This is a genomic window from Pseudomonas sp. NBRC 111139, from assembly GCF_001753955.1.
Taxonomy (GTDB): domain Bacteria; phylum Pseudomonadota; class Gammaproteobacteria; order Pseudomonadales; family Pseudomonadaceae; genus Aquipseudomonas; species Aquipseudomonas alloputida.
Window position 1 is genome coordinate 1 of sequence record NZ_BCBP01000063.1, and the last position, 26,978, is coordinate 26,978.

At 63.3% G+C, this 26,978-nt stretch carries 19 protein-coding genes; 9 read left to right on the forward strand and 10 right to left on the reverse strand.

Annotated features, from left to right (window positions below; genetic code table 11):
• Positions 1-132: 132 nt before the first annotated feature.
• Both aceF and aceE read right to left on the reverse strand, forming a co-directional pair.
• A complete protein-coding gene (aceF, locus tag BJQ17_RS23195; protein WP_003255652.1) occupies positions 133-1,773 on the reverse strand; it encodes a dihydrolipoyllysine-residue acetyltransferase in 1,641 nt (546 codons plus the stop codon).
• 13 nt (positions 1,774-1,786) lie between these two features.
• Positions 1,787-4,432, reverse strand: coding sequence for a pyruvate dehydrogenase (acetyl-transferring), homodimeric type (gene aceE / locus BJQ17_RS23200; RefSeq protein WP_003255651.1), 2,646 nt, complete (start codon positions 4,430-4,432; stop codon positions 1,787-1,789).
• Positions 4,433-4,815: 383 nt separating this feature from the next.
• Here aceE and glnE point away from each other — a divergent pair, with 383 nt between their 5' ends.
• The 8 genes from glnE to BJQ17_RS23240 all read left to right on the forward strand — a co-directional run bounded on the left by glnE (position 4,816) and on the right by BJQ17_RS23240 (position 14,945).
• Positions 4,816-7,749 carry a bifunctional [glutamate--ammonia ligase]-adenylyl-L-tyrosine phosphorylase/[glutamate--ammonia-ligase] adenylyltransferase gene (gene glnE, locus BJQ17_RS23205; protein WP_003255650.1) on the forward strand — a complete coding sequence of 978 codons (2,934 nt, stop codon included), beginning with the start codon at positions 4,816-4,818 and terminating at the stop codon, positions 7,747-7,749.
• Between the two features lie 235 nt (positions 7,750-7,984).
• Positions 7,985-9,034 carry a lipopolysaccharide heptosyltransferase II gene (waaF, locus tag BJQ17_RS23210; protein ID WP_003255649.1) on the forward strand — a complete coding sequence of 350 codons (1,050 nt, stop codon included), beginning with the start codon at positions 7,985-7,987 and terminating at the stop codon, positions 9,032-9,034.
• The gene (waaC, locus tag BJQ17_RS23215; RefSeq protein ID WP_003255648.1) at positions 9,035-10,093 is read left to right on the forward strand and encodes a lipopolysaccharide heptosyltransferase I; all 1,059 of its coding nucleotides are present in this window, start codon (positions 9,035-9,037) and stop codon (positions 10,091-10,093) included.
• Entirely contained in the window at positions 10,093-11,217 is a 1,125-nt protein-coding gene (locus BJQ17_RS23220; protein WP_070096708.1) for a glycosyltransferase family 4 protein, read from the forward strand. The genes waaC and BJQ17_RS23220 overlap by 1 nt, the downstream gene beginning before the upstream one ends.
• Positions 11,214-12,020, forward strand: coding sequence for a lipopolysaccharide core heptose(I) kinase RfaP (rfaP, locus tag BJQ17_RS23225; RefSeq protein WP_003255644.1), 807 nt, complete (start codon positions 11,214-11,216; stop codon positions 12,018-12,020). The genes BJQ17_RS23220 and rfaP overlap by 4 nt, the downstream gene beginning before the upstream one ends.
• On the forward strand, positions 12,020-12,754 hold the full coding sequence (locus BJQ17_RS23230) for a lipopolysaccharide kinase InaA family protein (RefSeq protein WP_003255642.1): 735 nt from the start codon (positions 12,020-12,022) through the stop codon (positions 12,752-12,754). The genes rfaP and BJQ17_RS23230 overlap by 1 nt, the downstream gene beginning before the upstream one ends.
• Entirely contained in the window at positions 12,751-13,503 is a 753-nt protein-coding gene (locus tag BJQ17_RS23235) for a lipopolysaccharide kinase InaA family protein (protein WP_003255640.1), read from the forward strand. The genes BJQ17_RS23230 and BJQ17_RS23235 overlap by 4 nt, the downstream gene beginning before the upstream one ends.
• A complete protein-coding gene (locus BJQ17_RS23240; protein WP_019750251.1) occupies positions 13,503-14,945 on the forward strand; it encodes a lipopolysaccharide kinase InaA family protein in 1,443 nt (480 codons plus the stop codon). Before BJQ17_RS23235 ends, BJQ17_RS23240 begins: the two co-directional genes overlap by 1 nt.
• 18 nt (positions 14,946-14,963) lie before the next feature.
• Here BJQ17_RS23240 and BJQ17_RS23245 read toward each other — a convergent pair whose 3' ends face one another.
• The 8 genes from BJQ17_RS23245 to BJQ17_RS23280 all read right to left on the reverse strand — a co-directional run bounded on the left by BJQ17_RS23245 (position 14,964) and on the right by BJQ17_RS23280 (position 26,306).
• Positions 14,964-17,750 (reverse strand): dermonecrotic toxin domain-containing protein, encoded by a 2,787-nt coding sequence (locus tag BJQ17_RS23245; protein ID WP_070096709.1) that lies wholly within the window; start codon positions 17,748-17,750, stop codon positions 14,964-14,966.
• 67 nt (positions 17,751-17,817) lie between these two features.
• Positions 17,818-18,003 carry a hypothetical protein gene (locus BJQ17_RS23250; protein WP_003255635.1) on the reverse strand — a complete coding sequence of 62 codons (186 nt, stop codon included), beginning with the start codon at positions 18,001-18,003 and terminating at the stop codon, positions 17,818-17,820.
• Entirely contained in the window at positions 18,000-19,112 is a 1,113-nt protein-coding gene (locus BJQ17_RS23255; RefSeq protein WP_070096710.1) for a PepSY domain-containing protein, read from the reverse strand. The genes BJQ17_RS23250 and BJQ17_RS23255 overlap by 4 nt, the downstream gene beginning before the upstream one ends.
• Before the next feature lie 56 nt (positions 19,113-19,168).
• Positions 19,169-21,601 (reverse strand): TonB-dependent siderophore receptor, encoded by a 2,433-nt coding sequence (locus tag BJQ17_RS23260; protein ID WP_070096711.1) that lies wholly within the window; start codon positions 21,599-21,601, stop codon positions 19,169-19,171.
• A 385-nt stretch (positions 21,602-21,986) separates the two neighbouring features.
• Positions 21,987-22,943 (reverse strand): FecR domain-containing protein, encoded by a 957-nt coding sequence (locus BJQ17_RS23265; RefSeq protein WP_070096712.1) that lies wholly within the window; start codon positions 22,941-22,943, stop codon positions 21,987-21,989.
• Positions 22,940-23,458 (reverse strand): RNA polymerase sigma factor, encoded by a 519-nt coding sequence (locus BJQ17_RS23270; RefSeq protein ID WP_003255629.1) that lies wholly within the window; start codon positions 23,456-23,458, stop codon positions 22,940-22,942. The genes BJQ17_RS23265 and BJQ17_RS23270 overlap by 4 nt, the downstream gene beginning before the upstream one ends.
• A gap of 203 nt (positions 23,459-23,661) precedes the next feature.
• Entirely contained in the window at positions 23,662-24,372 is a 711-nt protein-coding gene (locus BJQ17_RS23275; RefSeq protein ID WP_011953275.1) for a PolC-type DNA polymerase III, read from the reverse strand.
• A complete protein-coding gene (locus BJQ17_RS23280; RefSeq protein WP_004577115.1) occupies positions 24,369-26,306 on the reverse strand; it encodes a putative nucleotidyltransferase substrate binding domain-containing protein in 1,938 nt (645 codons plus the stop codon). The genes BJQ17_RS23275 and BJQ17_RS23280 overlap by 4 nt, the downstream gene beginning before the upstream one ends.
• Before the next feature lie 116 nt (positions 26,307-26,422).
• On the opposite strand from BJQ17_RS23280, the gene BJQ17_RS23285 reads away from it, so the two are divergent.
• A complete protein-coding gene (locus BJQ17_RS23285) occupies positions 26,423-26,968 on the forward strand; it encodes a response regulator (RefSeq protein WP_033726058.1) in 546 nt (181 codons plus the stop codon).
• The last annotated feature ends 10 nt before the right edge of the window (positions 26,969-26,978 follow it).

Genomic DNA, 26,978 nt, shown 5'->3' on the forward strand with positions numbered 1-26,978 from the left:
TCGCGAAAGGAGGGCGAAGCCCTCCCAGCTTTTTCCAGGCAAAAAAAAGCCCCGCCAATCGACGGGGTTGAGGTACGAGCGTGGCAGCTCGAAAAGGGTACTGCCCCTCGCAAGGAGGGGCAGTGTGCTGGCTTACAGCAGCATGGTGCGGATATCGCCCAGCACGTCGCCCAGGCGCTTGGTGAAGCGCGCGGCGGCAGCGCCGTTGATCACACGGTGATCGTAGGACAGCGACAGCGGCAGCATCAGCTTTGGCTGGAAGGCCTTGCCATCCCAGACTGGCTGCATGGTCGCCTTGGAGACGCCCAGGATAGCCACTTCCGGCGCGTTGACGATCGGCGTGAAGCCGGTGCCGCCAATGTGGCCGAGGCTGGAGATGGTGAAGCAAGCGCCTTGCATCTCGTCGGCCGACAGCTTCTTGGTGCGCGCCTTCTCGGCCAGTGCAGCGGCTTCGGCAGCCAGTTGCAGCAGGCTCTTCTGGTCGACGTTCTTGATCACAGGGACCAGCAGGCCGTCCGGGGTGTCCACGGCAAAGCCGATGTGCACGTACTTCTTGCGGATGATGGCCTTGCCGCTTGGCGCCAGCGAGCTGTTGAAGTCCGGCAGTTCCTTGAGCAGGAAGGCGCAGGCCTTGAGCAGCAGAGGCAGCACGGTCAGCTTCACGCCAGCTTTCTCGGCCACGGCCTTCTGCGCAACGCGGAAGGCTTCCAGCTCGGTGATGTCGGCAGAGTCGAACTGGGTCACGTGCGGCACGTTGAGCCAGCTGCGGTGCAGGTTGGCAGCACCGACCTGCATCAGGCGGGTCAGGGCCACTTCTTCCACTTCACCGAACTTGCTGAAGTCCACGGCAGGGATCGGCGGGATGCCAGCACCACCGGTCGCACCGGCGGCTGCCGGCGCTTCCTTGGCCTTCTGCATCATGGCCTTGACGTAGACCTGCACGTCTTCTTTCAGGATGCGACCGTGCGGGCCGGTGGCAGCAACTGCACCCAGCTCGACACCGAATTCACGGGCCAGCTGACGAACAGCAGGGCCTGCGTGAACCTTGGCATTGCTGCCAGCGGCCGGTGCGGTAGCAGCCGGTGCAGGGGCAGCAGCCGGGGCTGCAGCGGCAGGTGCGGCAGCCGGAGCAGCCTCAGCCTTGGCTGGTGCAGGAGCAGCAGCCGGTGCCGGCGCGGCAGCCGGGGCGGCACCCGCCACTTTCAGCTTGAAGATCAGGTCGCCAGTGCCGACTTCGTCTTCCAGCTTGCACAGCACTTCTTCGACCACGCCGGCAGCCGGCGACGGGATTTCCATGGAAGCCTTGTCGGACTCCAGGGTAATCAGCGACTGGTCGGCTTCGACGGTGTCGCCGACCTTGACCAGCACTTCGATGATCTTGGCCTTGCCCGACGAACCGATGTCCGGCACGTGGATGTCCTGCACGCTGGCAGCAGCCGGGGCTGCGGCCGGAGCAGCAGGAGCGGCTTCAGCGGCTGGCGCTGGCGCCGCAGCCGGAGCAGCGGCAGCGGCCGGTGCCTCAGGGGCCGCAGCAGCGGCGCCCTCGGCTTCCAGGACCAGCAGCTCGTCGCCTTCTTTCAGGCGGTCGCCCAGCTTGACCTTCAGTTCCTTGATGACGCCGGCCTTGGGCGCCGGAATTTCCATGGAGGCCTTGTCGGACTCCAGGGTCAGCAGGCTCTGGTCAGCCTCGATACGATCACCGACCTTGACGAACAGCTCGATGATTTCACCTTCACCGCTGCCGATGTCAGGTACGCGAATGAGTTCGCTCACTTAAAAATACTCCTCAGCAGTCCAGTGGGTTGCGCTTGTCCGGGTCGATACCGAACTTGACGATAGCGTCTGCAACAACCTTGGGTTCGATCTCGCCACGGTCAGCCAGGGCTTCCAGGGCAGCCAGCACCACGAAGTGGCGGTCGACTTCGAAGAAGTGACGCAGCTTCTTGCGGCTGTCGCTGCGACCGTAACCGTCGGTACCCAGGACTTTGAACTCTTTGCTCGGTACCCACTGGCGAATCTGCTCGGCGAACAGCTTCATGTAGTCGGTAGAGGCGATAACCGGGCCTTTGCGACCGTTCAGGCACTGCTCGACGTAGGTCTGCTGTGGCTTCTGGCCAGGCTTCAGGCGGTTGGCGCGTTCCACGGCCAGGCCGTCGCGGCGCAGTTCGTTGAAGCTGGTGACGCTCCACACGTCGGCACCGACGTTGAACTCTTCACGCAGGATCTTCGCGGCTTCGCGGACTTCGCGCAGGATGGTGCCGGAGCCCATCAGCTGTACGTGGTGTGCGGCTTCGCGGGTGTCCTCTTCCAGCAGGTACATGCCCTTGATGATGCCTTCCTCGACACCGGCCGGCATGGCTGGCTGCTGGTAGGATTCGTTCATCACGGTGATGTAGTAGAAGATGTCCTGTTGCTCTTCGGTCATCTTCTTCATGCCGTCCTGGATGATCACCGCCAGCTCGTAGCCGTAGGTCGGATCGTAGGTGCGGCAGTTCGGGATGGTGCCCGCCATCATGTGGCTGTGACCGTCTTCGTGCTGCAGGCCTTCACCGTTGAGGGTGGTACGGCCGGCGGTACCGCCGATCAGGAAGCCACGGGTGCGGCTGTCGCCAGCGGCCCAGGCCAGGTCGCCAATACGCTGGAAACCGAACATCGAGTAGAAGATGTAGAACGGCAGCATCGGCTGGTTGTGGCAGCTGTACGAGGTACCGGCAGCGATGAACGACGACATGGCGCCGGCTTCGTTGATGCCTTCCTCGAGGATCTGGCCCTTCTTGTCTTCGCGGTAGAACATCACCTGGTCTTTATCGACTGGCTCGTAGAGCTGGCCGACCGACGAGTAGATACCCAACTGGCGGAACATGCCTTCCATACCGAAGGTACGGGCTTCGTCCGGGATGATCGGGACGATGCGCTGGCCGATGTCCTTGTCCTTGACCAGCTGCGCCAGAATACGCACGAAGGCCATGGTGGTGGAGATTTCGCGGTCGCCCGAGCCGTCCAGGATCGCTTTCAGCGTTTCCAGTGGCGGGGTCGGCACGCTGAAGCTCTTGGCACGGCGCTGCGGTACGAAGCCACCCAGGGCTGCGCGGCGCTCGGCCAGGTACTTGGCTTCGGCAGAACCTTCTTCCGGCTTGAAGAACGGCAGGTTCTCCAGGTCGGCATCCTTGACCGGGATGTCGAAGCGGTCACGGAAGTGACGCAGGCTGTCGACGTCGACCTTCTTGGTGTTGTGCGCGGTGTTCTTGGCTTCGCCAGCACCGGTGCCGTAACCCTTGATGGTCTTGGCCAGGATGACGGTCGGCTGCTCTTTGTGGTTCACAGCCTGGTGATACGCCGCGTAGACCTTGTACGGGTCGTGACCGCCACGGTTGAGCTTCCAGATCTCTTCGTCGGACAGGTCTTCGACCATGGCCTTGAGTTCCGGGGTGTTGAAGAAGTGCTCGCGAACGTACGCGCCGTCTTTGGCTTTGTAGTTCTGGTATTCGCCGTCGATGACTTCGTCCATGCGGCGCTGCAGGGCACCGTTGGTGTCCTTGGCCAGCAGTGGGTCCCAGAAACGGCCCCAGACGACTTTGTTGACATTCCAGCCACCGCCACGGAACACGCCTTCGAGTTCCTGGATGATCTTGCCGTTGCCGCGAACCGGGCCGTCGAGGCGCTGCAGGTTGCAGTTGATGACGAAGATCAGGTTGTCCAGCTTCTCGCGGCCGGCCAGGGCGATTGCACCCAGGGATTCCGGCTCGTCGCACTCACCGTCGCCCATGAAGCACCAGACCTTCTGCTTGCCGGCCGGGATGAAGCCACGGGCTTCCAGGTACTTCATGAAGCGTGCCTGGTAGATCGCCTGGATTGGGCCCAGACCCATCGAAACGGTCGGGAACTGCCAGAAGTCAGGCATCAACCATGGGTGCGGGTACGAAGACAGGCCGTTGCCGTCCACTTCCTGACGGAAGTTGTTCATCTGGTCTTCGCTGATACGGCCTTCCATGAAGGCACGGGCGTAGACGCCAGGCGAAGCGTGGCCCTGGAAGAAGACCAGGTCGCCGCCGTGTTCTTCGGTAGGGGCCTGGAAGAAGTAGTTGAAGCCGATGTCGTACAGGGTGGCACTGGAGGCGAAGCTAGAGATGTGTCCGCCCAGGTCCGAGTCTTTCAGGTTGGTACGCATGACCATGGCCAGCGCGTTCCAACGCACCATCGAGCGAATGCGGCGTTCCATGAACAGGTCGCCAGGCATGCGTGCTTCGTGGGTGACAGGGATGGTGTTGCGGTATGGCGTGGTGATCGCATACGGCAGCTGGGAGCCACTACGGGTGGCCAGCTCGCCCATACGGGTCATCAGGTAATGAGCGCGGTCTTCGCCTTCTTTGTCGAGGACCGACTCCAGGGCATCCAGCCATTCCTGGGTTTCGATTGGATCGAGGTCTTGCATGGCTTGCTCCAGGGCGGAAAGGCAACCAGAATCGATTGCCTGAGATTGCGACTGGCCTTATGGGCAGACGTCGTGAATTCTTGGATTACCGGGGTGTCTTCCGGCGCGTTGTAGTTTTACTACATTTGCTTTCGCATTTCATGCTTTTACACGACACGAGTAGTAGTAAAACTACATTTGTGCGACGTTTGGTCGCACCTTGGCTTGTGAGGAAAAACGTTCATGTTGGTTGGCATTGTGTCGCGAACGGGTGGTTCTTGATGTTTGTTGCCAAGTTTTCGTTTTTTTCAGCTATTTCCAACTTTTGTACGACAGTCCAACCGTGGTCCGGCTTCCCCTTGGCCGCTTTTTCCCCTCTATTTCACGCCGATCAAGGATAGACCATGCGCCTACCTTTGCCCTCCGATCTGCCTGCCACCTTGCAGCCGCTGGTCACTCGCAACCAGCAGTTCATCAGCGATGCCGTGGCCGGCCACCCCGAACTCGACCTGCAGGCCTGGAGCCCGCTGCACCGGCAGCAGTTCGACCAGGTGGCTGCTGCCAGCGAGTTCGTGCTCAGCCTGGCCCAGCGCGAGCCCGCCATGCTGTTCGCCCTGCTGGCCAGTGGCGAGCTGGAGCGGCGATACGCCCCGGGTGAGCTGCGCGGGCAAATCGCCGCAACAGCCCAGGCGGCACAGAGCGAGGACGAGCTGGCGCGCAATCTGCGCCGCGCGCGCAACCGCCAGCAGTTGCGCATTATCTGGCGCGACATTACCCGTCAGGCGGAACTTGGCGAAACCTGCCGCGACCTGTCGGACCTTGCCGATGCGGCCATCGACGAAGCCTACCAATGGCTGTACCCGCGCCATTGCCAGCAATTCGGGACGCCCATCGGCAACCGCAGCGGCCAGCCGCAGCACATGGTGGTGCTGGGCATGGGCAAGCTGGGAGCGGTAGAGCTTAACCTGTCGTCGGACATCGACCTGATCTTCGGTTTCCCCGAGGGCGGTGAAACCGAAGGGGTGAAGCGCTCGCTGGATAACCAGGAGTTCTTCACGCGCCTGGGCCAAAGGCTGATCAAGGCGCTGGACCCGGTTACCGTCGACGGCTTTGTATTCCGCGTTGACATGCGCCTGCGTCCCTATGGTTCGGCGGGTGCCCTGGTGCTCAGCTTCAATGCACTGGAGCAGTACTACCAGGACCAGGGCCGTGACTGGGAACGTTACGCGATGATCAAGGCGCGGGTGGTGGCCGGCGACCAGGCGGCCGGCGCGCAGCTGCAGGAGATGCTGCGCCCGTTCGTGTACCGCCGCTACCTGGACTTTTCCGCAATCGAAGCGCTGCGCACCATGAAGCAGCTGATCCAGCAGGAAGTGCGGCGCAAGGGCATGGCCGAGAACATCAAGCTGGGTGCCGGTGGTATTCGCGAAGTGGAGTTCATTGCCCAGGCTTTCCAGCTGATCCACGGCGGGCGTGACCTCAGCCTGCAGCAGCGGCCGTTGCTCAAGGTGCTGGCCACCCTGGAAGGCCAAGGCTACCTGCCGCCAGCAGTGGTGGCCGAGTTGCGCGAGGGCTATGAGTTCCTGCGCTACACCGAGCACGCCATCCAGGCCATTGCCGACCGCCAGACGCAAATGTTGCCGGAAGGTGAGACCGATCAGGCACGCGTGGCCTATGTGCTCGGTTTTGCCGATTGGCAGAGCTTCCACGACCAGCTGATGTACTGGCGAGGCCGTATCGACTGGCATTTCCGCCAGGTCATTGCCGACCCGGATGATGAAGACGGCGAAGGCGAACTGGTGGTGGGTGGTGAGTGGTCGCCGTTGTGGGAGCAGGCGCAGGATGAAGAAGCCGCTGGCCGGCAATTGCAAGAGGCTGGCTTCAAGCAACCCGCCGAAGCCTTGAGGCGCCTGGCCGGGCTGCGTTCCAGCCCGCAGTTGCGCTCGATGCAGCGCATCGGCCGTGAGCGACTTGACGCATTCATCCCACGGCTGCTTGCCCAGGCGGTGGAGCATGACAACCCCGACCTGGTGCTTGAGCGGGTGTTGCCATTGGTCGAGGCTGTGGCAAGGCGTTCTGCCTACCTGGTACTGCTGACCGAAAACCCCGGTGCCTTGCGCCGTTTGCTGACGCTGTGCGCCGCCAGCCCGTGGATTGCCGAGCAGATTGCCCTTTACCCGCTGCTGCTCGACGAACTGCTCAATGAGGGCCGCTTGTTCAGCCCGCCCTTGGCGCCAGAACTGGCCAGCGAGCTGCGCGAGCGCCTGACGCGCATCCCCGAGGACGACCTGGAGCAGCAGATGGAGGCGCTGCGCCATTTCAAGCTGGCCCACAGCCTGCGCGTGGCCGCCTCGGAAATCAGCGGCAACCTGCCGTTGATGAAAGTCAGCGACTACCTGACCTGGCTGGCGGAAGCCATCCTCGACCAGGTGCTGGCCTTGGCCTGGCGCCAGACCGTGGCCCGCCACGGCCAACCCAAGCGCAGCGACGGCAGCCTGTGCGACCCGGGTTTCATCATCATCGGTTACGGCAAGATGGGCGGCCTGGAGCTCGGCCACGGTTCGGACCTGGACCTGGTCTTCATCCATGACGGCGATCCGCAGGCGGAAACCGACGGTGCGAAGCCTATCGACAGCGCGCAGTTCTTCACGCGTCTGGGGCAGCGCATCATCCACTTGCTGACCACCCAGACCAACTCGGGCCAACTGTACGACGTGGATATGCGCCTGCGCCCGTCCGGCGCCTCGGGCCTGTTGGTCAGCTCGCTGGGCGCCTTCGAGCGCTACCAGCAGAACGAAGCCTGGACCTGGGAACACCAGGCGCTGGTGCGGGCCCGCGTGCTGGTGGGTTGCAAGCAGGTGGGTGCGGCATTCGAAGGTGTGCGCGCCAAGGTACTGGGCCAGGCCCGCGACCTGGAAAAGCTGCGCGGTGAGGTGAGTGAAATGCGCGCCAAGATGCGTGACAACCTCGGTACCAAGGCTACGGCAGCCGGTACCGCGGCGAACGCCTTCGACGCCGGTGTACCCTTCGATATCAAGCAGGATGCCGGCGGTATCGTCGATATCGAATTTATGGTGCAATACGCCGCTTTGGCCTGGTCCCATGACCATCCGGCCATACTTCGATGGACCGATAACATCCGCATTCTGGAAGAGCTGGAGCAGGCGAACCTGATGCCGGCCAGTGACGCGGTGCTGCTGCGTGAAGTGTACAAGGCGTTCCGCTCGGCCTCCCACCGCCAGGCCCTGCAGAAGCAGGCCGGGGTGATCGATGCGGCACAGTTTGCCGATGAACGCCGTGAAGTGCGGCGGATCTGGGGTGAACTGGGGCTGACTTGAGATTGTTGGGGCCGCTGTGCGGCCCTTTCGCGACACAAGGCCGCTCACACCATTGGCCGGCGTATGCAGTACCTTTTGTGGGCGCGGCCTTGTGTCGCGAAAGGGCTGCAAAGCAGCCCCAAAGGCTCATGCCTCACCACCGGTGTTACACTGTCGGCCACATAGCCTGAATATAAAGAGGGGAGGCCAGGCTGTACCGCAGTCTGTAGCCTCCCCGAGCGTTTCTGGACTAAGCATGAGAATACTGATCATTGGCCCCAGCTGGGTCGGCGACATGGTGATGGCGCAGACCCTGTTCCAGTGCCTGAAACAGCAGCACCCCGACTGCGTGATCGACGTGCTGGCCCCTGAATGGAGCCGGCCGATCCTCGAACGCATGCCTGAAGTGCGTCAGGCCTTGAGCTTCCCGCTCGGTCACGGCGCGCTGGAGCTGGCCACACGTCGGCGCATCGGCAAGTCCCTGGCCGGCCAGTACGACCAGGCTATCCTGCTGCCCAACTCGCTCAAGTCGGCGCTGGTGCCCTTTTTTGCCGGCATTCCCAAACGCACCGGCTGGCGCGGTGAAATGCGCTTCGGTCTGCTGAACGATGTGCGCAAGCTGGACAAGGCCCGCTATCCGCTGATGATCGAGCGCTTCATGGCCCTGGCTTACGCACCCGGCGCCGAGCTGCCGCAGCCATACCCGCGCCCCAACCTGCAGATCGAAGCGCAAAGCCGTGACGCCGCCCTGGCCAAGTTCGGCCTGGAACTGGACCGTCCGGTACTGGCGCTGTGCCCTGGCGCCGAGTTTGGCGAAGCCAAGCGCTGGCCGGCAGAGCACTATGCCGCTGTGGCCGATGCGATGATTCGCCAAGGCTGGCAAGTGTGGCTGTTCGGCTCGAAGAACGATCACCCGGTCGGTGAGCAGATCCGCGACCGGCTGATTCCGGGGTTCCGTGAAGAGTCGTCCAACCTGGCCGGTGAGACCTCGCTGGCCGAGGCCATCGACCTGATGTCCTGCGCCCATGCCGTGGTGTCCAACGATTCCGGTCTGATGCACGTGGCCGCTGCGCTGAACCGTCCGTTGGTGGCGGTGTACGGCTCGACTTCACCCGGCTTCACCCCACCGCTGGCCGAACAGGTGGAAGTGGTGCGCACCGGTATCGAGTGCAGCCCGTGCTTTGACCGCACCTGTCGCTTCGGCCATTACAATTGCCTGCGTCTGCTGGAACCGGGCAAAGTGATTGCCGCCCTGCACAGCCTCAGCGGACCGGACCTGATCGATACCGTGGCCGAGGTCGACTAAGTGCGGGTACTGATCATCAAGACCTCGTCGCTGGGGGATGTCATCCACACCCTGCCGGCGCTTACCGATGCCGCCCATGCCATTCCCGGCATCCGTTTCGATTGGGTGGTGGAAGAAGGCTTCGCCGAAATCCCCAGTTGGCACCCCGCGGTCGACCAGGTCATCCCGGTGGCGATCCGTCGCTGGCGCAAGAACCTTTGGCAAACCATCAAGAGTGGCGAGTGGAAGGCGTTCAAGCAGCGCGTGCGCGAGCGCAAGTACGACCTTGTGATCGACGCCCAGGGCCTGGTCAAGTCGGCCTGGTTGACCCGTTACGTGAAGGCACCCGTAGCCGGCCTGGATCGCTACTCGGCGCGCGAAGGCTGGGCCAGCCGCTTCTACGACCGGCCTCTGTCGGTCGCTACCGGCCAGCACGCGGTGGAGCGGGTACGCCAACTGTTTGCCATGGCCCTGGCCTATGACCTGCCAGAAGGCATCGGCAACTACGGCCTGGACCTCGACCGCCTGCAACTGCCCCCGGCTGCGCCCTATGTGGTGTTCCTGCATGGCACCACCTGGGCGACCAAGCATTGGCCCGAAGCCTACTGGCGCGAACTGGCCGAGCGCATGGGCCGGCGCAAGCTGGAAGTGCGCCTGCCTTGGGGTAATCCGGCTGAGAAGGCGCGGGCCGAGCGAATTGCCCAAGGCTTGAACAACTGCCAGGTGCTCCCCAAATTGAACCTTGCCGGCGTCGCTCGTGTTCTGGCGGCGGCAAAGGCCTGCGTGGCGGTCGATACCGGCCTTGGCCACCTGGCGGCGGCACTCGATGTGCCCACCCTTTCGCTGTTTGGCCCAACCAACCCGGGCCTGACTGGCGCCTACGGACGGACCCAGATTCACCAGGCCAGTGACTGGCCTTGCGCTCCCTGCCTGCAGAAGAAGTGCACCTACAAACCGAGCGCCGATGACCTGGCCCGGTTCGATCTGAAACGCGAGTGGCCACTGTGCTTCACTCGCCTGAATCCCGAGCATGTGGCGAGCCGCTTGAGCGCGTTGCTGCTGGCTGAGGATGTCCGTTGATGCAACTGGCTTTCGTGCTTTACAAATATTTCCCCTTCGGCGGGCTGCAGCGCGATTTCATGCGCATTGCCCTGGAATGCCAGAAGCGGGGCCACCAGATCCGTGTGTATACGCTGATCTGGGAGGGTGACATTCCGCCGGGCTTCGAAGTGCTGGTGGCGCCGGTGAAGGCGATCTTCAACCACCGCCGCAACGAGAAGCTCAGCGCCTGGATGGCCGCCGACCTGGCCAAGCGCCCGGTCGACCGCCTGATCGGCTTCAACAAGATGCCGGGGCTGGACGTGTACTACGCCGCCGACGGCTGCTTCGAGGACAAGGCGCAGACCCTGCGCGGTGGCCTGTACCGCCGCTGGGGCCGCTACCGGCACTTTGCCGAGTACGAGCGTGCGGTGTTTGCCAAGGACGCCCATACCGAAGTGCTGATGATTTCCGAAGTGCAGCAGCCGCTGTTCATCAAGCATTACGGCACCCCGGTAGAACGCTTCCACCTGCTGCCGCCAGGTATTTCCCAGGATCGCCGTTCGCCGGCCAATGCCGCCGAGATCCGCGCCGAGTTCCGCAAGGAATTCAATCTTGGGGATGACGACCTGCTGCTGGTGCAGATTGGCTCAGGCTTCAAGACCAAAGGCGTGGACCGCAGCCTCAAGGCACTGGCCGCGCTGCCGTCGGCCCTGCGCAAACGCACCAGGCTGATGGTGATCGGCCAGGACGACCCCAAGGTATTCCAGCTGCAAAGCGCTACCCTGGGCCTGGGCGACCAGGTGCAGTTCCTCAAGGGCCGCAGCGATATCCCGCGCTTCCTGCTGGGCGCCGACCTGCTGATTCACCCGGCGTACAACGAGAATACCGGTACGGTGCTGCTCGAAGCGTTGGTCGCCGGCTTGCCGGTGCTGGTGTCCAAGGTGTGCGGTTATGCCCACTACATTGCCGAGGCCGACAGCGGCCTGGTGCTGGACGAGCCGTTCGAACAAGATCAGCTCAACGGCTATCTGCAGCGCATGCTCGAAGACCCGCAGGCGCGTGCCAGCTGGTCGCGCAATGGCCTGGCATTTGCTGATAGCGCCGATCTGTACAGCATGCCGCAGCATGCTGCCGACGTGATCCTGGGGCAAAAAACCGCATGAAGCTGATATTGGCCGAACCCTTCAAACGCCTGTGGGCCGGGCGTGATGCCTTCGACGCCGTGGAGGCGCTGCAAGGCGAGGTCTATCGCGAGCTGGAAGGGCGCCGCACGCTGCGCACCGAAGTGGCTGGCGAGGGCTTTTTCGTCAAGATCCACCGTGGCATCGGCTGGGGCGAGATCTTCAAGAACCTGTTCACCGCCAAGCTGCCGGTGCTCGGTGCCGGCCAGGAGTGGAAGGCCATCCAGCGCCTGCATGAGGTGGGTGTGCCTACCATGACCGCAGTCGCCTATGGCGAGCGTGGCAGCAACCCGGCCGCGCAGCACTCGTTCATCATCACTGAAGAGCTGGCGCCGACCATCAGCCTGGAAGACTTCAGCATCGACTGGGTCAAGCAGCCGCCTGAGCCGCGCCTGAAGCGTGCACTGATCGCCGAGGTGGCGAAGATGACCGGCGGGATGCACCGCGCCGGGGTCAACCACCGTGATTGCTACATCTGCCATTTTCTGCTGCACACCGACCGACCGGTGACGGCAGATGACTTCAAACTGTCGGTGATCGACCTGCACCGCGCGCAAACCCGTGCCAGAATCAGCCGCCGCTGGCGCGACAAAGACCTGGCTGCGCTGTACTTTTCGGCCCTGGACATTGGCCTGACCCAACGCGACAAGCTGCGCTTCCTGCGCGGTTACTTCCAGCGTCCGCTGCGGCAGGTGCTGAAGGACGAAGCCGCGCTGCTCGCCTGGTTGGAGCGCAAGGCCCAGAAACTCTACGATCGCAAGCAACGCTATGGGGACGCACTCTGATGGCGAGTTGGACACTGGCGCCGGGGTACGAACACCTGGCGGCGGACTTCGGCAGCCTCGACGCGGTGTTCGCCCTCCAGGGCGAACGGCTGACCCGCGACCCGCTCAGTGAGGTGGTACGCATCGAGCGTGACGGGATCAACTACTACGTCAAGCGCTACACCGGGGCCGGCAAGCACATGCGCCGGTACCTGGGGCGGCCACGCATCAAGGCCGAATGGCAAAACCTCAAGCAGTTCGCCAAATGGGGTATTCCCACTGCCGAAGTCGTGGCCTGGGGCCTGGAGCGCAACGGCCTGGCCTTTGGCCGTGGCGCTATGATCACCCGTGAGCTGCCGCACACCGAAGACCTGTCGGCCCTGGCCGATAACAACGATGCGCGCTTGGCCGACCGCAGCTGGGTCGACCATGTCAGCCGTCAACTGGCGCGCCATACCCGGGTCATGCACCAACACCGCTTTGCCCATAACGACCTGAAGTGGCGCAACCTGCTGGTCGATGACCAAGGCACGCTATTCTTCATCGACTGCCCCACCGGCGACTTCTGGCGCGGTTTCATGTGGCGCCACCGGATGATCAAGGACCTGGCATGCCTGGACAAAGTGGCCAAATACCACCTGTCAGCTACCCAGCGCCTGCGCTTCTACCTGCAATACCGTGGCCGCGACCGGCTGAATGTGCGTGACAAGAAGCGCATTCATCGGGTACTGGGCTTTTTCGAGGGAAGGGAATGACCGATTACCTGGCCAGCGCGGACCTCGCGCTGCTCAAGCGCCATGGCCTGGACAACTTCGAGGCACTGTGGGCGCTGCAACTTGATGCTGTGGACGAACCCAACACCGGCCGTGGTGGCTGGAGCAGCGTCTTCCGTCTGGAACTCGAAGGCAAGGGCTACTACCTCAAGCGCCAGAGCGACTACCTGACCCGTACCTTGCACCGGCCGTTCGGCGAGCCCACCTTCGCCCGCGAATTCCGCAACATCAGTCGCTACCAGAAGCTGCGCATTCCGGCATTGCAGGCGGTGTTCTACGGCGAGCGCAAGCAGGGCGGCAAGCACCGGGCTATCCTGATGACCCGCGCTCTGGACGAATGGGCCGACCTCGACAGCCTGCTGGCGCAGTGGCCGCGGTTGGGTGAAGCCGAGCGCACTGGCATCCTGCAGGCCTGCGGTCAGCTGGCGCGCACCCTGCACAGCGCCGGCCAGGTGCATGGTTGCTTCTACCCCAAGCACATTTTCCTGCGTCAACGCCGTGAGGGTTGGGACGCGCAATTGATCGACCTGGAAAAGACCCGGCCGCTGCTGTTCGGCATGCGTGACCGCCTCAAGGACCTGGAGCCGCTGCTGCGCCGCGCGCAGGCCTGGCGCGTGCAGGATGTACGTACTTTGCTGGCGACCTACCTGGGGCAGCCGGCTGACGGCGCGCTGGTCGACACCTGGCTGCAACGGCTGACGCAACGCCGTCGTGAAAAAGAGGCTCGCTGATGCGTTTGTCTGAACTGAAGGATGCCGGGCGCAGCCCGACGCTGCCCCTGAGTATCACGTTGGTTGATGCCGCCGGCAGTGCCGACTTGCAACTGCTCACCCTGCTGCGTGTGCTGCCGGGCCAGCGTTATGTGGGCGCTGGTGTCTGGCGTGGCACACCGGTGCTGGCGAAGCTGCTGGTCGGTGGTAACGCCGCGCGGCATTTCCAGCGCGAACTGCAGGGTGTGAAGTTGCTGGCCGAACAAGGCCTGACCACACCGACGCTACTGGCCGACGGCCTCAAGGAAGGCGAGGGCGGCTGGCTGCTGTTCGAGTTCCTTGACGGTGCCCAAAGCCTGGCCGATGCCTGGGCCGCAGTGGAAAACCTGCCAGTGCTGGCGGACGAGCAGCACCTGGTACTGGGCGAAGCGCTCACGGCTGTGGCGCACATGCACGCCCAAGGCCTTTGGCAGGAAGACCTGCACCTGGACAACCTGCTGCGCCATGCCGGCAAGCTGTACCTGATCGACGGTGCGGGCATCAGGGCGGAAACACCCGGTCAGCAGTTGTCGCGTCCACGCGTGCTGGAAAACCTCGGGGTGTTCTTCGCCCAGTTGCCCAAGCGCCTGGAGCCGTTCATCGAAGAGCTGCTGGTGCATTACCTGCTGGCCAATGCCGAGCATGCGTTGCCGCTGGAAGCGCTGCAGAAACAGGTGGACAAGGTGCGCCACTGGCGGCAGAAGGACTATCTGGACAAGGCTGGCCGCGAGTGCAGCCTGTTCAGCGTCCAGCGCACCCTCTCGGGCTTGCAGGCGATCCGCCGCAGTGAGGTCCAGGCCATGCAGCCTGTACTGGAGCAGGCCGATGCGCTGATCGACAAGGGCCATTTGTACAAGACCGGTGGCGCTGCCAGCGTGGCGCGCATCGAGGTCAATGGTCGCCCGTTGGTGATCAAGCGCTACAACATCAAGAACACCGCACATTGGTTCAAGCGCTTCTGGCGCCCGAGCCGGGCCTGGCATTCCTGGATTGAAGGCCACCGCCTGGAATTCCTCGACATCGCCACGCCACGCCCCCTCGCGGTGCTGGAGCAGCGGGTGCTGGGCCTGCGCAGCCGTGCTTACCTGGTCACCGAGTATGTCGACGGCCCGGACCTGACGGCATGCTTCGCGCCCTACGTCGAAAGCGGCGATGCGCCCGAGGAGCAGGTGGATGCCTTGGTGCACGTGATGCAGCAGCTGATTCGCGAGCGCATCAGCCACGGCGACTTCAAAGGCCATAACCTGTTCTGGCACAACGGCCAGTGGTCGCTGATCGACCTCGATGCCATGTGCCAGCACGCCACCCAGCTCAGCTTCGCCCCGGCCTATGCCCGTGACCGGGCGCGGCTGCTGCGCAACTGGCCCAATGGCAGTGCCTTGCATCAGCGGCTGGACCGGCTGTTGCCAAAACTGGTCGACTGAGGCCGCCGGTTCCGGCTGTCAGTGGGCCGGCGGTGGTTGATCTGGCAACGTCAGCCAGTCACTGCTGCGCCCTGCCTGACGAACGCGTATCAGCCACTGGCCGTTTTCGTGGCGCAGCACCGCCCACGGCACCACGCCGGCGTTGCTGGCAACGGCAATCTGCAAGTGGTAATGATCCGGCAGCAAGTGGCGGCGCACAGGCAACTGCCCGTCCTTGAGCGCCAGGTACAGCTGATCGTCAGCTTGAAAAAGCCCTTGTTCGATGTTTACCGGCAGGCCGTCCACAGGCGTTTGCAGATAGCAGTCCTGCAGTAATTGTGTCAGGTCGGGCAGCCCGTCGTACCAGAGCACCGGTGAGTCGATGACCCACTGCCCGTCGGCTTTGCGCTTGAGCGGTTGCTGCAGATAGGCATCTGGCTGGTCAGGGTCGATGGCTCGCCAGCGGTAGCCGTCGAAGCTGACCCGGTAATAGCGGTTGTCGTTGTCCTTGACGAAGTACAGCGATTGCCCACCAAACGCCGAGCTTTGCTCGTAGACACCTTCACCGTAGATACCGTCTATGCGATAGCGCAGGCTGCTGCTGCCCGGTTGTACCTGGAGGCGTGCGGGCAGCGGCAGTGGCGGTTGTTTGGGGATCCCGCGCAGGGATCGGCGCAGCACTCTGGAACCCAGAAAACTGGTTCCCGCATCGTTGATGTGGCTAAGCGCCTGATAGGCATGCCGTATCACCCCTTCGACATCCTCTTGCTTGAAGGCCTCGGCGCCGTCCCAGATATCGATTGCCATGCGGCCGATCGACAGCACCAGCAGCGCACGGTTCGGCAGCAGCAGGCTGATGAAGTCCAGTAAGCGCCAGCTCAGCGCCATGACCGACTCCACATTCACTTCCCTGGTCGTCATGCTTTCGGCATCGGCCTGAGCGATCAGCGCCCGGGCTTCGGCCATGTAGTAGACGAAGAACAGGTCGTCCTTGATCTCGGGTGTCGTCAAATGTGTGCTCATGCGACCCTTCTCCAGCAGCCGCTCCACCGTGGCGGCAGGCAGCAATGGCAGGCGCTGGGCTACGTATGCTCTCAACGTGGGCTGTTGGCGCAATGTGCGAAGCAGTTCGCGGGTCGTGCGAAAACGGCGCCAGGCCCTGCGGTCCGGGGCATCCGGGGTGTACAGCACGCATGCCGGAGACTTGTAGGGGAGGCTGTTGAGCAGAAGCACGCCCTGCAGGGTATGGCCCATGATGTTCAACTGCCGAACAGTGACCGGGTAGCCTGCTACTGGCGCACGCAAGGCATTGTGTGGTTGGTCCAGCACTGCGCGCACCCAGTTGTAGCCATGTTCGAAAGGGTCTTCGCCAAAGTGTCCGGCGTAGCGCGCCTTCACGGCTTCAGCGTGCATGCGTGCATGGTTGACCTTGCTGTGCGCAGTCAGGCGCCATTTGCCTGCTCTGGAACTGATCAGTTGGGTGTGCAGGTACTTTGCGTAGCTGTCACCCACGTTCAGTTCCCGGACCATGTGCTTGACATACTGCGGCGTGAGCCCGGCGGGCATGGCTTTGCCGTGGGCATGGATCACCCGGGCAGTCAGCCAGTAGTCGGTATCGAACCACGGCAAGTTCTTGAGGGCGATCTCTTCGAGGGTGTTGATTTCCTCGACCATCTCCACCATCTCGTGGCCCACGCGTCGCATGCCTACATAGGTGACATAGGATGAGAGGGCGAAGGGATGCATGATGGCGCCCGTGCGGCGGGCGCGTACGACCACGATCTTGATCTCGCGAGGATCTGTGTCGTACCCCAGGTCATGGCTCAGGCGCTCGCGAAGGCGTGCGTTGGCCCAGGCCAGCAGGCTATTGCGTTGTTTGAAGTCGTTAAGGCTCAGCACTCCCGGGGCAGCAGCCTGCTCGGCGATTGCCACCAGCGTTTGCATGGCCTGCATCATATGGCTCAGGCCTTGCGCAGATGTATTGCGCAGCCAGTTGGGCAGATTCTTCTCAAGCAATTGAGAGTAGCGTGTTTGCAGGATGGGTTTGGCGCCGACTTCGGGCCATAGCGCCAGGGCTTTATGTATTCGGGTGTGCTGGTCGGGTGAGCCGTTGCTCCAAAAGCCGGTGTCACTCAGGCGTTGGCGTTGGGCTTCTATCACACTGTCGATCTGGGCCTCCAGCAGGCTGTCGGCGTACCAGTCATAGCGCAGGCGCTGTGACCGGCGAGCGCGGTCCGCCTGCGTGTCAGTGTACAGATGCAGCAGCGGTCTGCTCTGGAGTGGGTCTTCCAGGCGTTCGCAAAGCTCCTGGTGCAGTGCGCCCAGGGAGTCGAAAGCCTCGATGCCTTGTGACAGGCTGCACAGCAAAGCAGCGCCTGCGGCATCCTGAGGCGTGAGCATAGGGCCTTCGGCGGTACCGGCAACGATGATCAGTGTGCCTGGCAGGTAGCTTCGCCAGTTGGGCCGTAGGCCTTCCAGCAGAACGCGGTAGACCTGTGGCCTTTTGGCCAGGGGCATATGCCTGCGCTGGGAGGGTAGTGGCTGTTGCAGGCAGGCCCATAGTTGATCGGCTGAGCGGTAGCCCAAGGTCTCGTCGCCCAGGCGCAGTTCAACCTCGGCCAGCATCAGCGCCTTGCGCAGTGCCAGCAGATTTTGTCTGGGGGTTTCGCCTTGCTCATCGGCCGTGGTCCAGAAGCTGGCCAGTTCGCCGTGCAGCCAGGTGCGCGTGTCGGGGTTGATGGGGTGTTGAAGGTCGAGGGTCGGAAGGCCGTCGAGCAAGTCACCGATTTGTCGGTCGATCTGTTCCAGTTGTTCGAGGGGGCGCATGGGGCGGTTCCTTGGTTGAGGAAAACCCCATGCTTGGCAATACCTGCGGTTGCGGGGTGGTAGCGGGCTAGCGCCCCCGACGCCAGAGCAGCCCGCGCAGGCTCAGCAGGGCCGGCAGGCCCAGGCCGGCCCATGCCAGAACGTCCCAGCCACCGTCGCCGAGCAGTGCGGCGAACAGGCCCAGGAAGCCAAGCAGGGCAATCAACGCTGGCCAGGCGAAGAGGCGTGCAGTGGCGTGAGACCTGTGGCTCATGCGCGTGCCTCCCTGGGTTTGCGCTGCTTGTCCCACCACAGGTAGAGGCCGCTGCCGAGCACGATGATTGTCAGCACGTCCAGTAACGCCCAGAGGATCTGCATCGGTCGCCCGCCGTAATCGCCGAAATGCAGTGGCTGCGACAGGCCCATGGCATCCATGTACCAGGGACGGTTGCCGACGGCAGTCACTTCAAGGGTGCGAGCATCGATCAGTACCGGCGTGAACAGGTGCGAACTCAGGTGGGTGGCACCGTTCATGAACACCGCATAGTGGTGCTCGCTGGAGAAACGCGTGCCAGGAAACGCGATGAAGTCCGGGCGCATGCCCGGCGCGGCCTGTTCGGCAATGTCCAGCAGGCGAGTGGCTGGGGCGCGCTCGACGAGCGGCGGGGCGTCGCGGTAGGGGGCAACCATCGCAGCCAGGCTGTCGTTGCGCCAGGCCGCGATGACCAGGTCGGACAGGGCACTGATTACCCCGGTCACGCTCACTGTCAATGCCCAGGCCAGGGTGACCATGCCGATCAGGTTGTGCAGGTCGAGCCAGCGCAGGCGGCGGGACTTGTTGTGGCGTACGGTGCCGAATTCCAGGCGGCGCATGAACGGCGCATAGAGCACGGTGCCGGAGACAATCGCGACAATGAACAATACGCCCATGAAGGCCAGCAGCAGCTTGCCCGGCAGGCCTGCGAACATGTCCACATGCAGGCGCAGCATCACCATCATGAAACCGCCGTTGGCGGCCGGCATGGCCACCGCCTCGCCGGTGCGTGCATCGAGCATGAAGGTGTGCGACAGGTTGGGGTCGGTGCCGGCGGTGGCGGCGGTAATGGCGACTACGCCGTTGGGCTCGTCTTCATCGTAGCCGAAGTACTGCATGACCTCGCCGGGGCGATGTTGTTCGGCCTTGAGCACCAGTTGTTGCAGGTCGAGGTGCGGGGTGCCTGCCGGCATTTCACGCAGTTCAGGGGCGTCGCCTAGCAGGTGTTCGAGTTCGTGGTGGAAGATCAGCGGCAGGCCGGTGACTGCCAGCAACAGCAGGAACAGGGTACAGACCAGGCTGCTCCAGGTGTGGATCAAGGACCAGCGGCGGATGGTGGGGCTCTTCATCACGGTACCGATTGTTGTCGGTTGGAACCCGGGGCCGCAAGGCGGCCCCAGCTCACTCAGAACTTGTAAGTGGCGCTGGCGACAACGCTGCGCTCATCGCCGTAGTAGCAGTAGTACGCGTCACAAGTAGAGAGGTAGTCCTTGTTCAGCAGGTTGGTGGCGGTGACCGCGACCGACGCGCCCTTCAGGCTGCCGTTCAGGCGACCCAGGTCGTAATGCACCGACCCGTCGAAGACGGTGTAGGCCTTGGCCTTGCCCAGGTAGGTATTGCCTTGGTCACCGTAGGTATTACCGGTATAACGCGCGCCCAGGCCGATGCCGAAGCCGTCGAGCACGCCCGAGTGCCAGGTATAGTCGCCCCAGATGGACGCTTGCTGGTTAGGCATCAGTTGCAGGCGGTTACCTTTGAAATCGCCGTCCTGCACCTCGGACTTGGCCAGGGTGTAGGCGGCAATCACCTTCAGGTTGTCGGTCACATCGGAAACCGCTTCCAGCTCAAGGCCGCGGACTTTCACTTCACCGGTCTGGCTGGTGATGGTCACACCACCGACCGTATTGGTGACCGAGACGTTTTTCTGAGTCAGGTCGTACACGGCTGCCGACAACAGGGTGTTGGACCCCGGTGGCTGATACTTCACGCCCAGCTCCCACTGTTTGCCTTCGGTGGGCTTGAACGAGTCCGAGGCCGACACACTGGCATTGCTGGACGGCTGGAACGACTCGGCATAGGACAGGTACGGCACGAAGCCTGAGTCGAACACGTAGCTGATGGCTGCGTTGCCGCTGAACTTCTTGTCCCGCTGGGTATTGGTGGCATCGCCCTGGTTGAAGAACTTGGTGCCGGTGTGCACCCAGTCTTCACGACCGCCCAGGGTCAGGCGCCAGTTACCAAGCGCCATCTGGTCCTGCACATACAGGCCAGTCTGACGGGTTTTCTGGTTGTAGTCGTAAAACGCGGTCGAGCGATCCGGGCGAGTGATCGGCAGCCCGTAGACCGGGTTGTTGACGTTGCTGTCCGGCACGGTGAAGTCGAAGATCGACAGGTAGTTGGTGTTGATGCGCTGGTGGTCTAGACCGATCAACAGCGTGTGGTTGATGTCCCCGGTAGCGAAGTCCGCCTGGAAGTTGTTGTCCACCGCGAACTGGCTGATGTCTTCATCGGTGTTGGTGGACATGCGGCTGACAGTGCCATCGTCTTTGACCGGGCCGCCGGGCTCGTAGTAACTGCCAGGGGTGATGGTCTGGAACGACAGGTCTGACTTGGTGTAGCGCAGGTTCTGGCGGAACTGCCAGACGTCGTTGATGCGGTGTTCGAAGGCGTAACCCAGCGCGTAGTAAGTACGGTCGTAGAACTCGTAATCCGGGTCACCCAGGTTCTTGTGGTGCGAGATCTTGCCGAACGGCATGTCGATCTTGGTGCCCTGGATGGGCCGGAATTGGCTGGTGGCACCGGTATCGTCACGGGTGAACTGGGTCAGGAAGGTCAGCGTCGTGTCTTCGTCAATGTTCCAGGTCAGGCTTGGGGCAATGTTGTAGCGCTTGTTGTCGATGTGGTCGATCTGGGTGCCACTGTCACGGATAACGCCACTGACGCCATAGAGAAAGCGACCTTCATCGTCGATCTTGCCGGTGCTTGCGAAGTTGATCTGGCGATGGTTGTCGCTGCCGTATTGAAGCTCGATTTCGTGAGCGCTTTCCGCTTGCGGACGGCGGCTGACCATGTCCAGCAGGCCGCCAGGTGGGGTCTGGCCGTAGATCGAAGAGGCCGGGCCGCGCAGCAGGGCGAGGCGGTCGAGGTTCCAGGTTTCGGCTTTCGGGTTGGCATACACGCCGCGGGGCAGGGGCAGGCCATCGAGGAACTGCGTTGGCTCGAAGCCGCGCACGCGCATCCAGTCATAACGGGTGTCGCTGCCGAAGCTGGCGGAGACGATGCCTGGCATGTAGCGCACTGCATCATCCAGGCTGTGTACACCGCGGTCTTTCATTTGCTCGCGGGTGGCGACAGAGATGGAGCGGGGGACTTCCACAAGTGCCGTGTCAGTCTTGGTGCCAGCAGCGGTGCGCTTGGCCACGTAGCCTTCAACCGGGCCCCAGGCGCTTTCGCTGGCGCTGGGGGCATTCACGGTGGTTTCCGGCAAGGCCAGGGTGCCATCCGGCACGGCCACCAGGCTGTAGCTGCCCGCAGTGCTCTGCTGCAACTGCAGGCCGGTACCGCTGAGGGCGGCTTGCAGGGCGCCCAGGCCGTCGTATTGGCCGCTGACCGGGGCCGAGGTGCGGCCGCTGACCAGTGCCGGGTCGATGGCCAAGGCAATGCCGGCCTGGCTGGCGATCTGGTTGAGGGTGGTGGCCAGTGGCGCGCTGGGCAGGTTGTAGGCGCGCGACGTGGATTGCTCGGCGGCGAACAACACAGGGCTGGTCAGCGGGGCAGCCAGGCCGATGGCCAGGGCCATCAGGCTGGGGCGCAGGATATGATCAACGGCACGGGACATGCGGCGGTTCCTCGACGGGTAAGTGCTTGCTGCTTCCTTGCCGAGCGAGATCTGAAAAGTGACAGGGCGAATCTGAAAAATATTGAGAATTATTTAAAAGGTATTTTGCCAGCACCGGCCTCTTCGCGGGTAAACCCGCTCCTACGACGACCCCGATGTGTGCCCACCACCGTGGTAGGAGCGGGTTTACCCGCGAATACGGTGGTGGCGGCAACGGTGAACGGCGGGTGGAAATTGGCCAGCAGGCCCGGCCTCTTCGCGGGTGAACCCGCTCCTACGACGACCCCGATGCGTGCCCACCACCGTGGTAGGAGCGGGTTTACCCGCGAATACGGTGGTGGCGGCAACGGTGAACGGCGGATGGAAATTGGCCAGCGGGCCCGGCCTATTTGGACGTGACGTTCACCCACCACTGCGTATGCCGCTCGATCTTCACCGGCAACGCCGGCACCAGCGAGGCCAGCGCCAGGTCGGTGTTGGTCAGCGGGAAGCTGCCGGTCACACGCAGGTCGGCGACCTTGGCATCCACCCCGAGGTAGCCGCTGCGGTACTGGCCCAGTGTGGCGAGCAGGTCGCCCAGGCGTACGTTGTCGACCACCAGCATGCCGCGGGTCCAGGCATCGGCACCGGCAGGCACCGTGCCAACCTCGCCGAGGCCGTTGGCGTTCATCAACACCTGCTGGCCTTCGCGCAGCACCTGTTCGTCGCCGCTGTTATGCGGCATGGCGGCGACCGAGGCTTGCAGCACTTCCAGGCGCGTACCGCCGGCTTCGCGGCGCACCAGGAAGCGCGTGCCCAGTGGCCGCAAGCGACCGTCTTCAGTGCGTACCAGCAGCGGGCGCGGGTCCTGGTGGCCGGTTTCGACCGAGATTTCGCCTTGGTGCAGCACGATCACCCGTTGCGCGCCGGCGTAGTCGATGTCCACGGCGGTGTGGGTGTTCAGGCTCAGCAGTGTGCCGTCTTCCAGGCGCAAGGTACGCAACTCTCCCGTGGCGGTGCGCTGGTCGGCCAGCCAGTAGCTGGGTGCCAGCGACGGGGCGCCGCCCCATGCCAGCAGCGCGCCGAGCAGAAACGTGCCAGCCAGCCCGCCGCCAACCTTGCCAATGCGTCGCCGCAGGCTGGCGCGTGATTGCAGCAGCGCCTGGCGTGCCGGGCCAGCCGCCGCGCTAACGCGTTGGTCCATGGCGCCGAGCTGGCGCCAGGCACGTGCGTGCTCTTCGCTGGCGGCATGCCAGCGCATGAATTCATTGCGCTCATCAGGCGTGCTGCTGCTGTCGCCGAGGCTGAGTTTCCAGGCAATCGCGGCTTCCAGGACCCGGGACGAAACCGGGACGTTGCTCACGTCGGCTCCCCATACAGGGCTACATAGCACTGGCGCATCCCTTGGGCGATGTACTGGCGCACCCGCGACACCGAAACGCCAAGGCGCTCGGCAATCTCGGCATGGCCCATGCCGTCCAGGCGGCTGTGCAGAAACGCCGCGCGAGCCTTGCTCGACAGCTTGCCGAGCAGGCGGTCGATGGCTTTGAGGTCTTCAAGGATCAGGTGCTGCATTTCTGGCGAGGGCTGTTCGGCTTCAGGGATCAATGCCAGTTCGGCCAGGTAGGCTTGTTCCAGCGCGGTGCGACGGAAGTGGTCGAACATCAGCCCCTTGGCCACGGCGGCCAGAAACGCGCGGGGTTCGCGGGGTGTCTCCAGTTGCTCACGACCAAGCAGGCGCACGAAGGTGTCCTGGCTCAGGTCTTCGGCACGTTGGCGGCAGGCCATGCTGCGTTGCAGCCAGGCGAGCAGCCAGCCGCGGTGGTCGCGGTACAGCGCACCGACCAGATCGGCGTGTGGGCTTTGTGCAGAAGACAAGCAGCGTCCCCCCGGAACGAATGCATTAACTAACGATAATTATTCTCGATTGTTGCAGAGGGGAGGGGGTGGGTGCAATGGACGCTTATCGGATTGCCATCATGGGGCTTGGTTTGAGTTATGTGGCGCCGGTGGGATCGAGCTTGCTCGCGATGCGCCGCACGGGCGGCGCTCGATCTCACCGGCGCTGCAAATCCCACGCCTTACAAACCATGACTCTGCATCTTGCGCCGTCGCCACCCGCGCAACCGTTGCTCTAGCTGCAGCGGGCTGTCCAGCTGCTGGCGCCGGGCCTGGCTGAACAGGATCAGCGCAAGCTCTGCGGTCACCTGGGCATCGGCACTGGCATGATGGCGTTCTTCAACCTGCAAGCCAAACCGTGCCACCCAGTCATCCAGCCCGGCCTCGCGCAGTACCGTGTCTGGGTTGAGCATCGGTGCCAGTTCGGCAACGTCGAGGAACATTGACTGCAAGCGATGCCCAAGGGTCTCTTTCAGCGCACGGGCCAGCATGCGCTGGTCGAATGGCGCGTGAAACGCCAGCACCGGGCTGTTGCCAATGAAATCGAGTAAATCCAGCAAGGCCTCGGCCGGGTCGCAACCGGCAGCCAATGCGCTGGGGCCCAAGCCGTGGATCAGTACGCTGGCGTTGGTCTTCTGCAAAGGCCGGTGCAATGTGCGTTCGAACTGCTGGGCAAAGTCGATGGCACCGTCCTCGATGGCCACCGCCCCAATCGACAGTACCTGATCACGGTTGGGGTTGAGCCCGCTGGTTTCCAGGTCCAGCACCACCCAGCGCTGCTCACGCAGGGTACATACCCCCAGCGGCACGGGCTTGGGCAACCGGGCCAGGCGCTGGCGCTTGGCGTGGTCCAGCTCGGGCGCGCTGGGGCGCAGCCAGGCGAACAGGCTCACAACTGGTACCTCAAGGCCAGGCTGCTTTGCAGGCGCTGGGCCTGGCGCAGCGACTCGCGCAGGATGCGCCGGTCCAGGTGGTTGAGGCTGTCCGGGTCGACCCGGTTGGAGTAAGGCAGGTTGTCGCGTATCTGGCGCTGGTGCTGCTGCATGCGGGTTTGCTGGATGAAGTGGTAGGCCTCTTCATAGGCGGCGCCGTCCAACGGCTCGATCACGCCCTTGGCCACCAGTTGGCGTAGGCGCTCCAGGGTATTGCAGGCAGCTATGCCATTGGCCAGGGCCAGCAAACGGGCACCATCCACGAAGGGCGTCAGGCCCTGGACCTTGAGGTCGAGGGTCGCCGCCTTGTCGTTGCCCTGGCGTGTCAGCACGAACTCGCGCAACCGGCCCACCGGCGGGCGTTGGCGCAGGGCGTTGTCAGCCATCATGCGCTGAAAGATGCGGTTGTCGGCTACCTGTGCCAGCAGGCCTTGGCGCAGCTGCTCGCAGCCTTGCTCGTCGCCCCACACCACACGCAGGTCGAAGTAGATGCTCGAGCCCAACAGGTTCTCCGGGCTGGCTTCGCGAACAAACCCGGCAAAGCGTCGCGCCCACTCGCTGCGCGACAGGCACAGTTCGGGGTTGCCGGCCATGACGTTACCCATGCACAGGGTGAAACCGCACTGGGCCAGGCATTGGTTGATGTATTGCGCCAGCGGCAGCAGGCGAGCGCGGATCGCGTCGGCCTCGGCGCTGTCGACTGCTTCGAAGAGGATGCCGTTGTCCTGGTCGGTGTGCAGGGTCTGCTCGCGTCGCCCTTCGCTGCCAAAGCACAGCCAGCTGAACGGCACGCCCGGGTCGCCACGTTCGGCCAGGGCCAGTTCGATGACCCGGCACACGGTATGGTCGTTGAGCAAAGTAATGATCTGGGTGATCTGCGTCGACGATGCGCCATGGGCCAGCATGCGTTCTACAAGCTGGCTGATTTCGCCGCGCAGCGAAACCAGCGTATCCAGGCGTGGCGCATGGCGTATGGTGCGCGCCAGGTGAACCAGATCGACCCGTTGCAGGGAGAACAGGTCGCGCTCTGAAACCACGCCGCACAGGCGTCCGTTTTCCACCAGGCAGACATGGGCAATATGCCGCTCGGTCATGGCCATGGCGGCATCGAAGGCGCTGGCCTGGGGTGGGAGGTAGAACGGTTTGGCGGTCATGTGCCGGTCGATGGCGGCGCCCAGGTCGGCATCTACTGTCGCCACCACCTGGCGCAGGTCGCGCAAGGTGAAGATACCGATGGGGTAGCGCTGCGGGTCGACCACCACGATGCTGCCCACCTGTTGCTCGTGCATCAGCCGCACGGCTTCGCGCAGGGGCGTATGGGCGCTGCACACCACCGGGTGACGCATGGCCAGTTCACCCAGGGGGGTGTTCAGCGAGTATTGGGTGCCGAGGGTTTCCACCGCGCGCTGGCGTACTTGCTGATTGACCTGATCAAGCAGGCTGCTGACACCGCGCAGGGCAAAATCCCGAAACACTTCAGACATCGAGAACACGCGGATGAATGCGGCCTTGTTCAGTTGCAGGCAGAAGGTGTCTTCCCCGGCCAGGTGCTCGGTGCGGGTTGCCCGCTCACCCAGCAGGGCTGCCAGCGGGAAGCACTCCCCGCTGGTGATCTCGAACGTGGTTTCGACACCCGGTTTGGCCAGGTGCTGGCGCTCGCCAACCACGCGGCCCTGCTTGACGATGTAGAAGTGCTCGACCGGCCCGTCGGCAGGTTTGACGATGCTTTCACCGCAGGCGTAGAAGCGCAGCTGGCACTGCTCGACCAAGAAGGCCAGGTGGCTGTGCTCCATCTGATTGAACGGCGGAAAGCGCTGCAGGAACTGCAATGTGCCTTGGATGTTTTGCAGTACCGCTGTCTTGCCCGCCTGGCTGTAGGCGTCCTTTTTGCTCATGAAACTGACCGTATCGCTATGCCGAACTATATATATCTATATATAGGTACCGGCCATGTTGTTCTCTGCCTCCATGGTCGGCTTGCGGCGGGGTGGTGCCCATTGGACGTAAGTCTATGAGCGCCCTTGTCAAAGACCCGACGAAAGGCGAAACGGGTTACGCAAGTAATGCGGTCCTAATGCTGAAGCGGAATTATTTTGACGAGACAAGCATGCCCGAGCACACCGACATCCTGAGCGACGCCGAGCGCGAGGCCTTGGCCGTGATAAACCAAAGTGCGCCTGTGGCAGCCAGACCGTTGGTGCTGGTGGTGGATGACAACGCGGTTAACCGTGAGGCGCTGATCCTGTACCTGAAAAGCCGGGGCATTGATGCGGTGGGGGCGGATGGGGCCGAGGAAGCCAGGTTGTACCTGCACTACCAGAAGCGTATCGGGTTGATGATTACCGATTTGCGCATGCAGCCTGAAAGTGGACTGGACTTGATCAGGACAATTCGCGCGTCGGAGCGGGCGGCGTTGTCGATCATTGTGGTGTCGGGTGACACCGATGTGGAAGAGGCAGTGGATGTGATGCACCTGGGGGTGGTGGACTTCCTGCTCAAGCCGGTGGATTTGGGCAAGCTGTTGGAGCTGGTGAGGAAAGAACTGAAAATGGGTTGATGCGCCGAGG

Excerpts from the sequence above, each read along its gene's own strand:
- aceE (WP_003255651.1), bottom strand. The coding sequence starts at position 4,432 with ATGCAAGACCTCGATCCAATCGAAACCCAGGAATGGCTGGATGCCCTG.
- glnE (WP_003255650.1), top strand. The coding sequence starts at position 4,816 with ATGCGCCTACCTTTGCCCTCCGATCTGCCTGCCACCTTGCAGCCGCTG.
- waaF (WP_003255649.1), top strand. The coding sequence starts at position 7,985 with ATGAGAATACTGATCATTGGCCCCAGCTGGGTCGGCGACATGGTGATG.
- BJQ17_RS23220 (WP_070096708.1), top strand. The coding sequence starts at position 10,093 with ATGCAACTGGCTTTCGTGCTTTACAAATATTTCCCCTTCGGCGGGCTG.
- rfaP (WP_003255644.1), top strand. The coding sequence starts at position 11,214 with ATGAAGCTGATATTGGCCGAACCCTTCAAACGCCTGTGGGCCGGGCGT.
- BJQ17_RS23230 (WP_003255642.1), top strand. The coding sequence starts at position 12,020 with ATGGCGAGTTGGACACTGGCGCCGGGGTACGAACACCTGGCGGCGGAC.
- BJQ17_RS23235 (WP_003255640.1), top strand. The coding sequence starts at position 12,751 with ATGACCGATTACCTGGCCAGCGCGGACCTCGCGCTGCTCAAGCGCCAT.
- BJQ17_RS23240 (WP_019750251.1), top strand. The coding sequence starts at position 13,503 with ATGCGTTTGTCTGAACTGAAGGATGCCGGGCGCAGCCCGACGCTGCCC.
- BJQ17_RS23245 (WP_070096709.1), bottom strand. The coding sequence starts at position 17,750 with ATGCGCCCCCTCGAACAACTGGAACAGATCGACCGACAAATCGGTGAC.
- BJQ17_RS23250 (WP_003255635.1), bottom strand. The coding sequence starts at position 18,003 with ATGAGCCACAGGTCTCACGCCACTGCACGCCTCTTCGCCTGGCCAGCG.
- BJQ17_RS23255 (WP_070096710.1), bottom strand. The coding sequence starts at position 19,112 with ATGAAGAGCCCCACCATCCGCCGCTGGTCCTTGATCCACACCTGGAGC.
- BJQ17_RS23260 (WP_070096711.1), bottom strand. The coding sequence starts at position 21,601 with ATGTCCCGTGCCGTTGATCATATCCTGCGCCCCAGCCTGATGGCCCTG.
- BJQ17_RS23280 (WP_004577115.1), bottom strand. The coding sequence starts at position 26,306 with ATGAGCAAAAAGGACGCCTACAGCCAGGCGGGCAAGACAGCGGTACTG.
- BJQ17_RS23285 (WP_033726058.1), top strand. The coding sequence starts at position 26,423 with ATGAGCGCCCTTGTCAAAGACCCGACGAAAGGCGAAACGGGTTACGCA.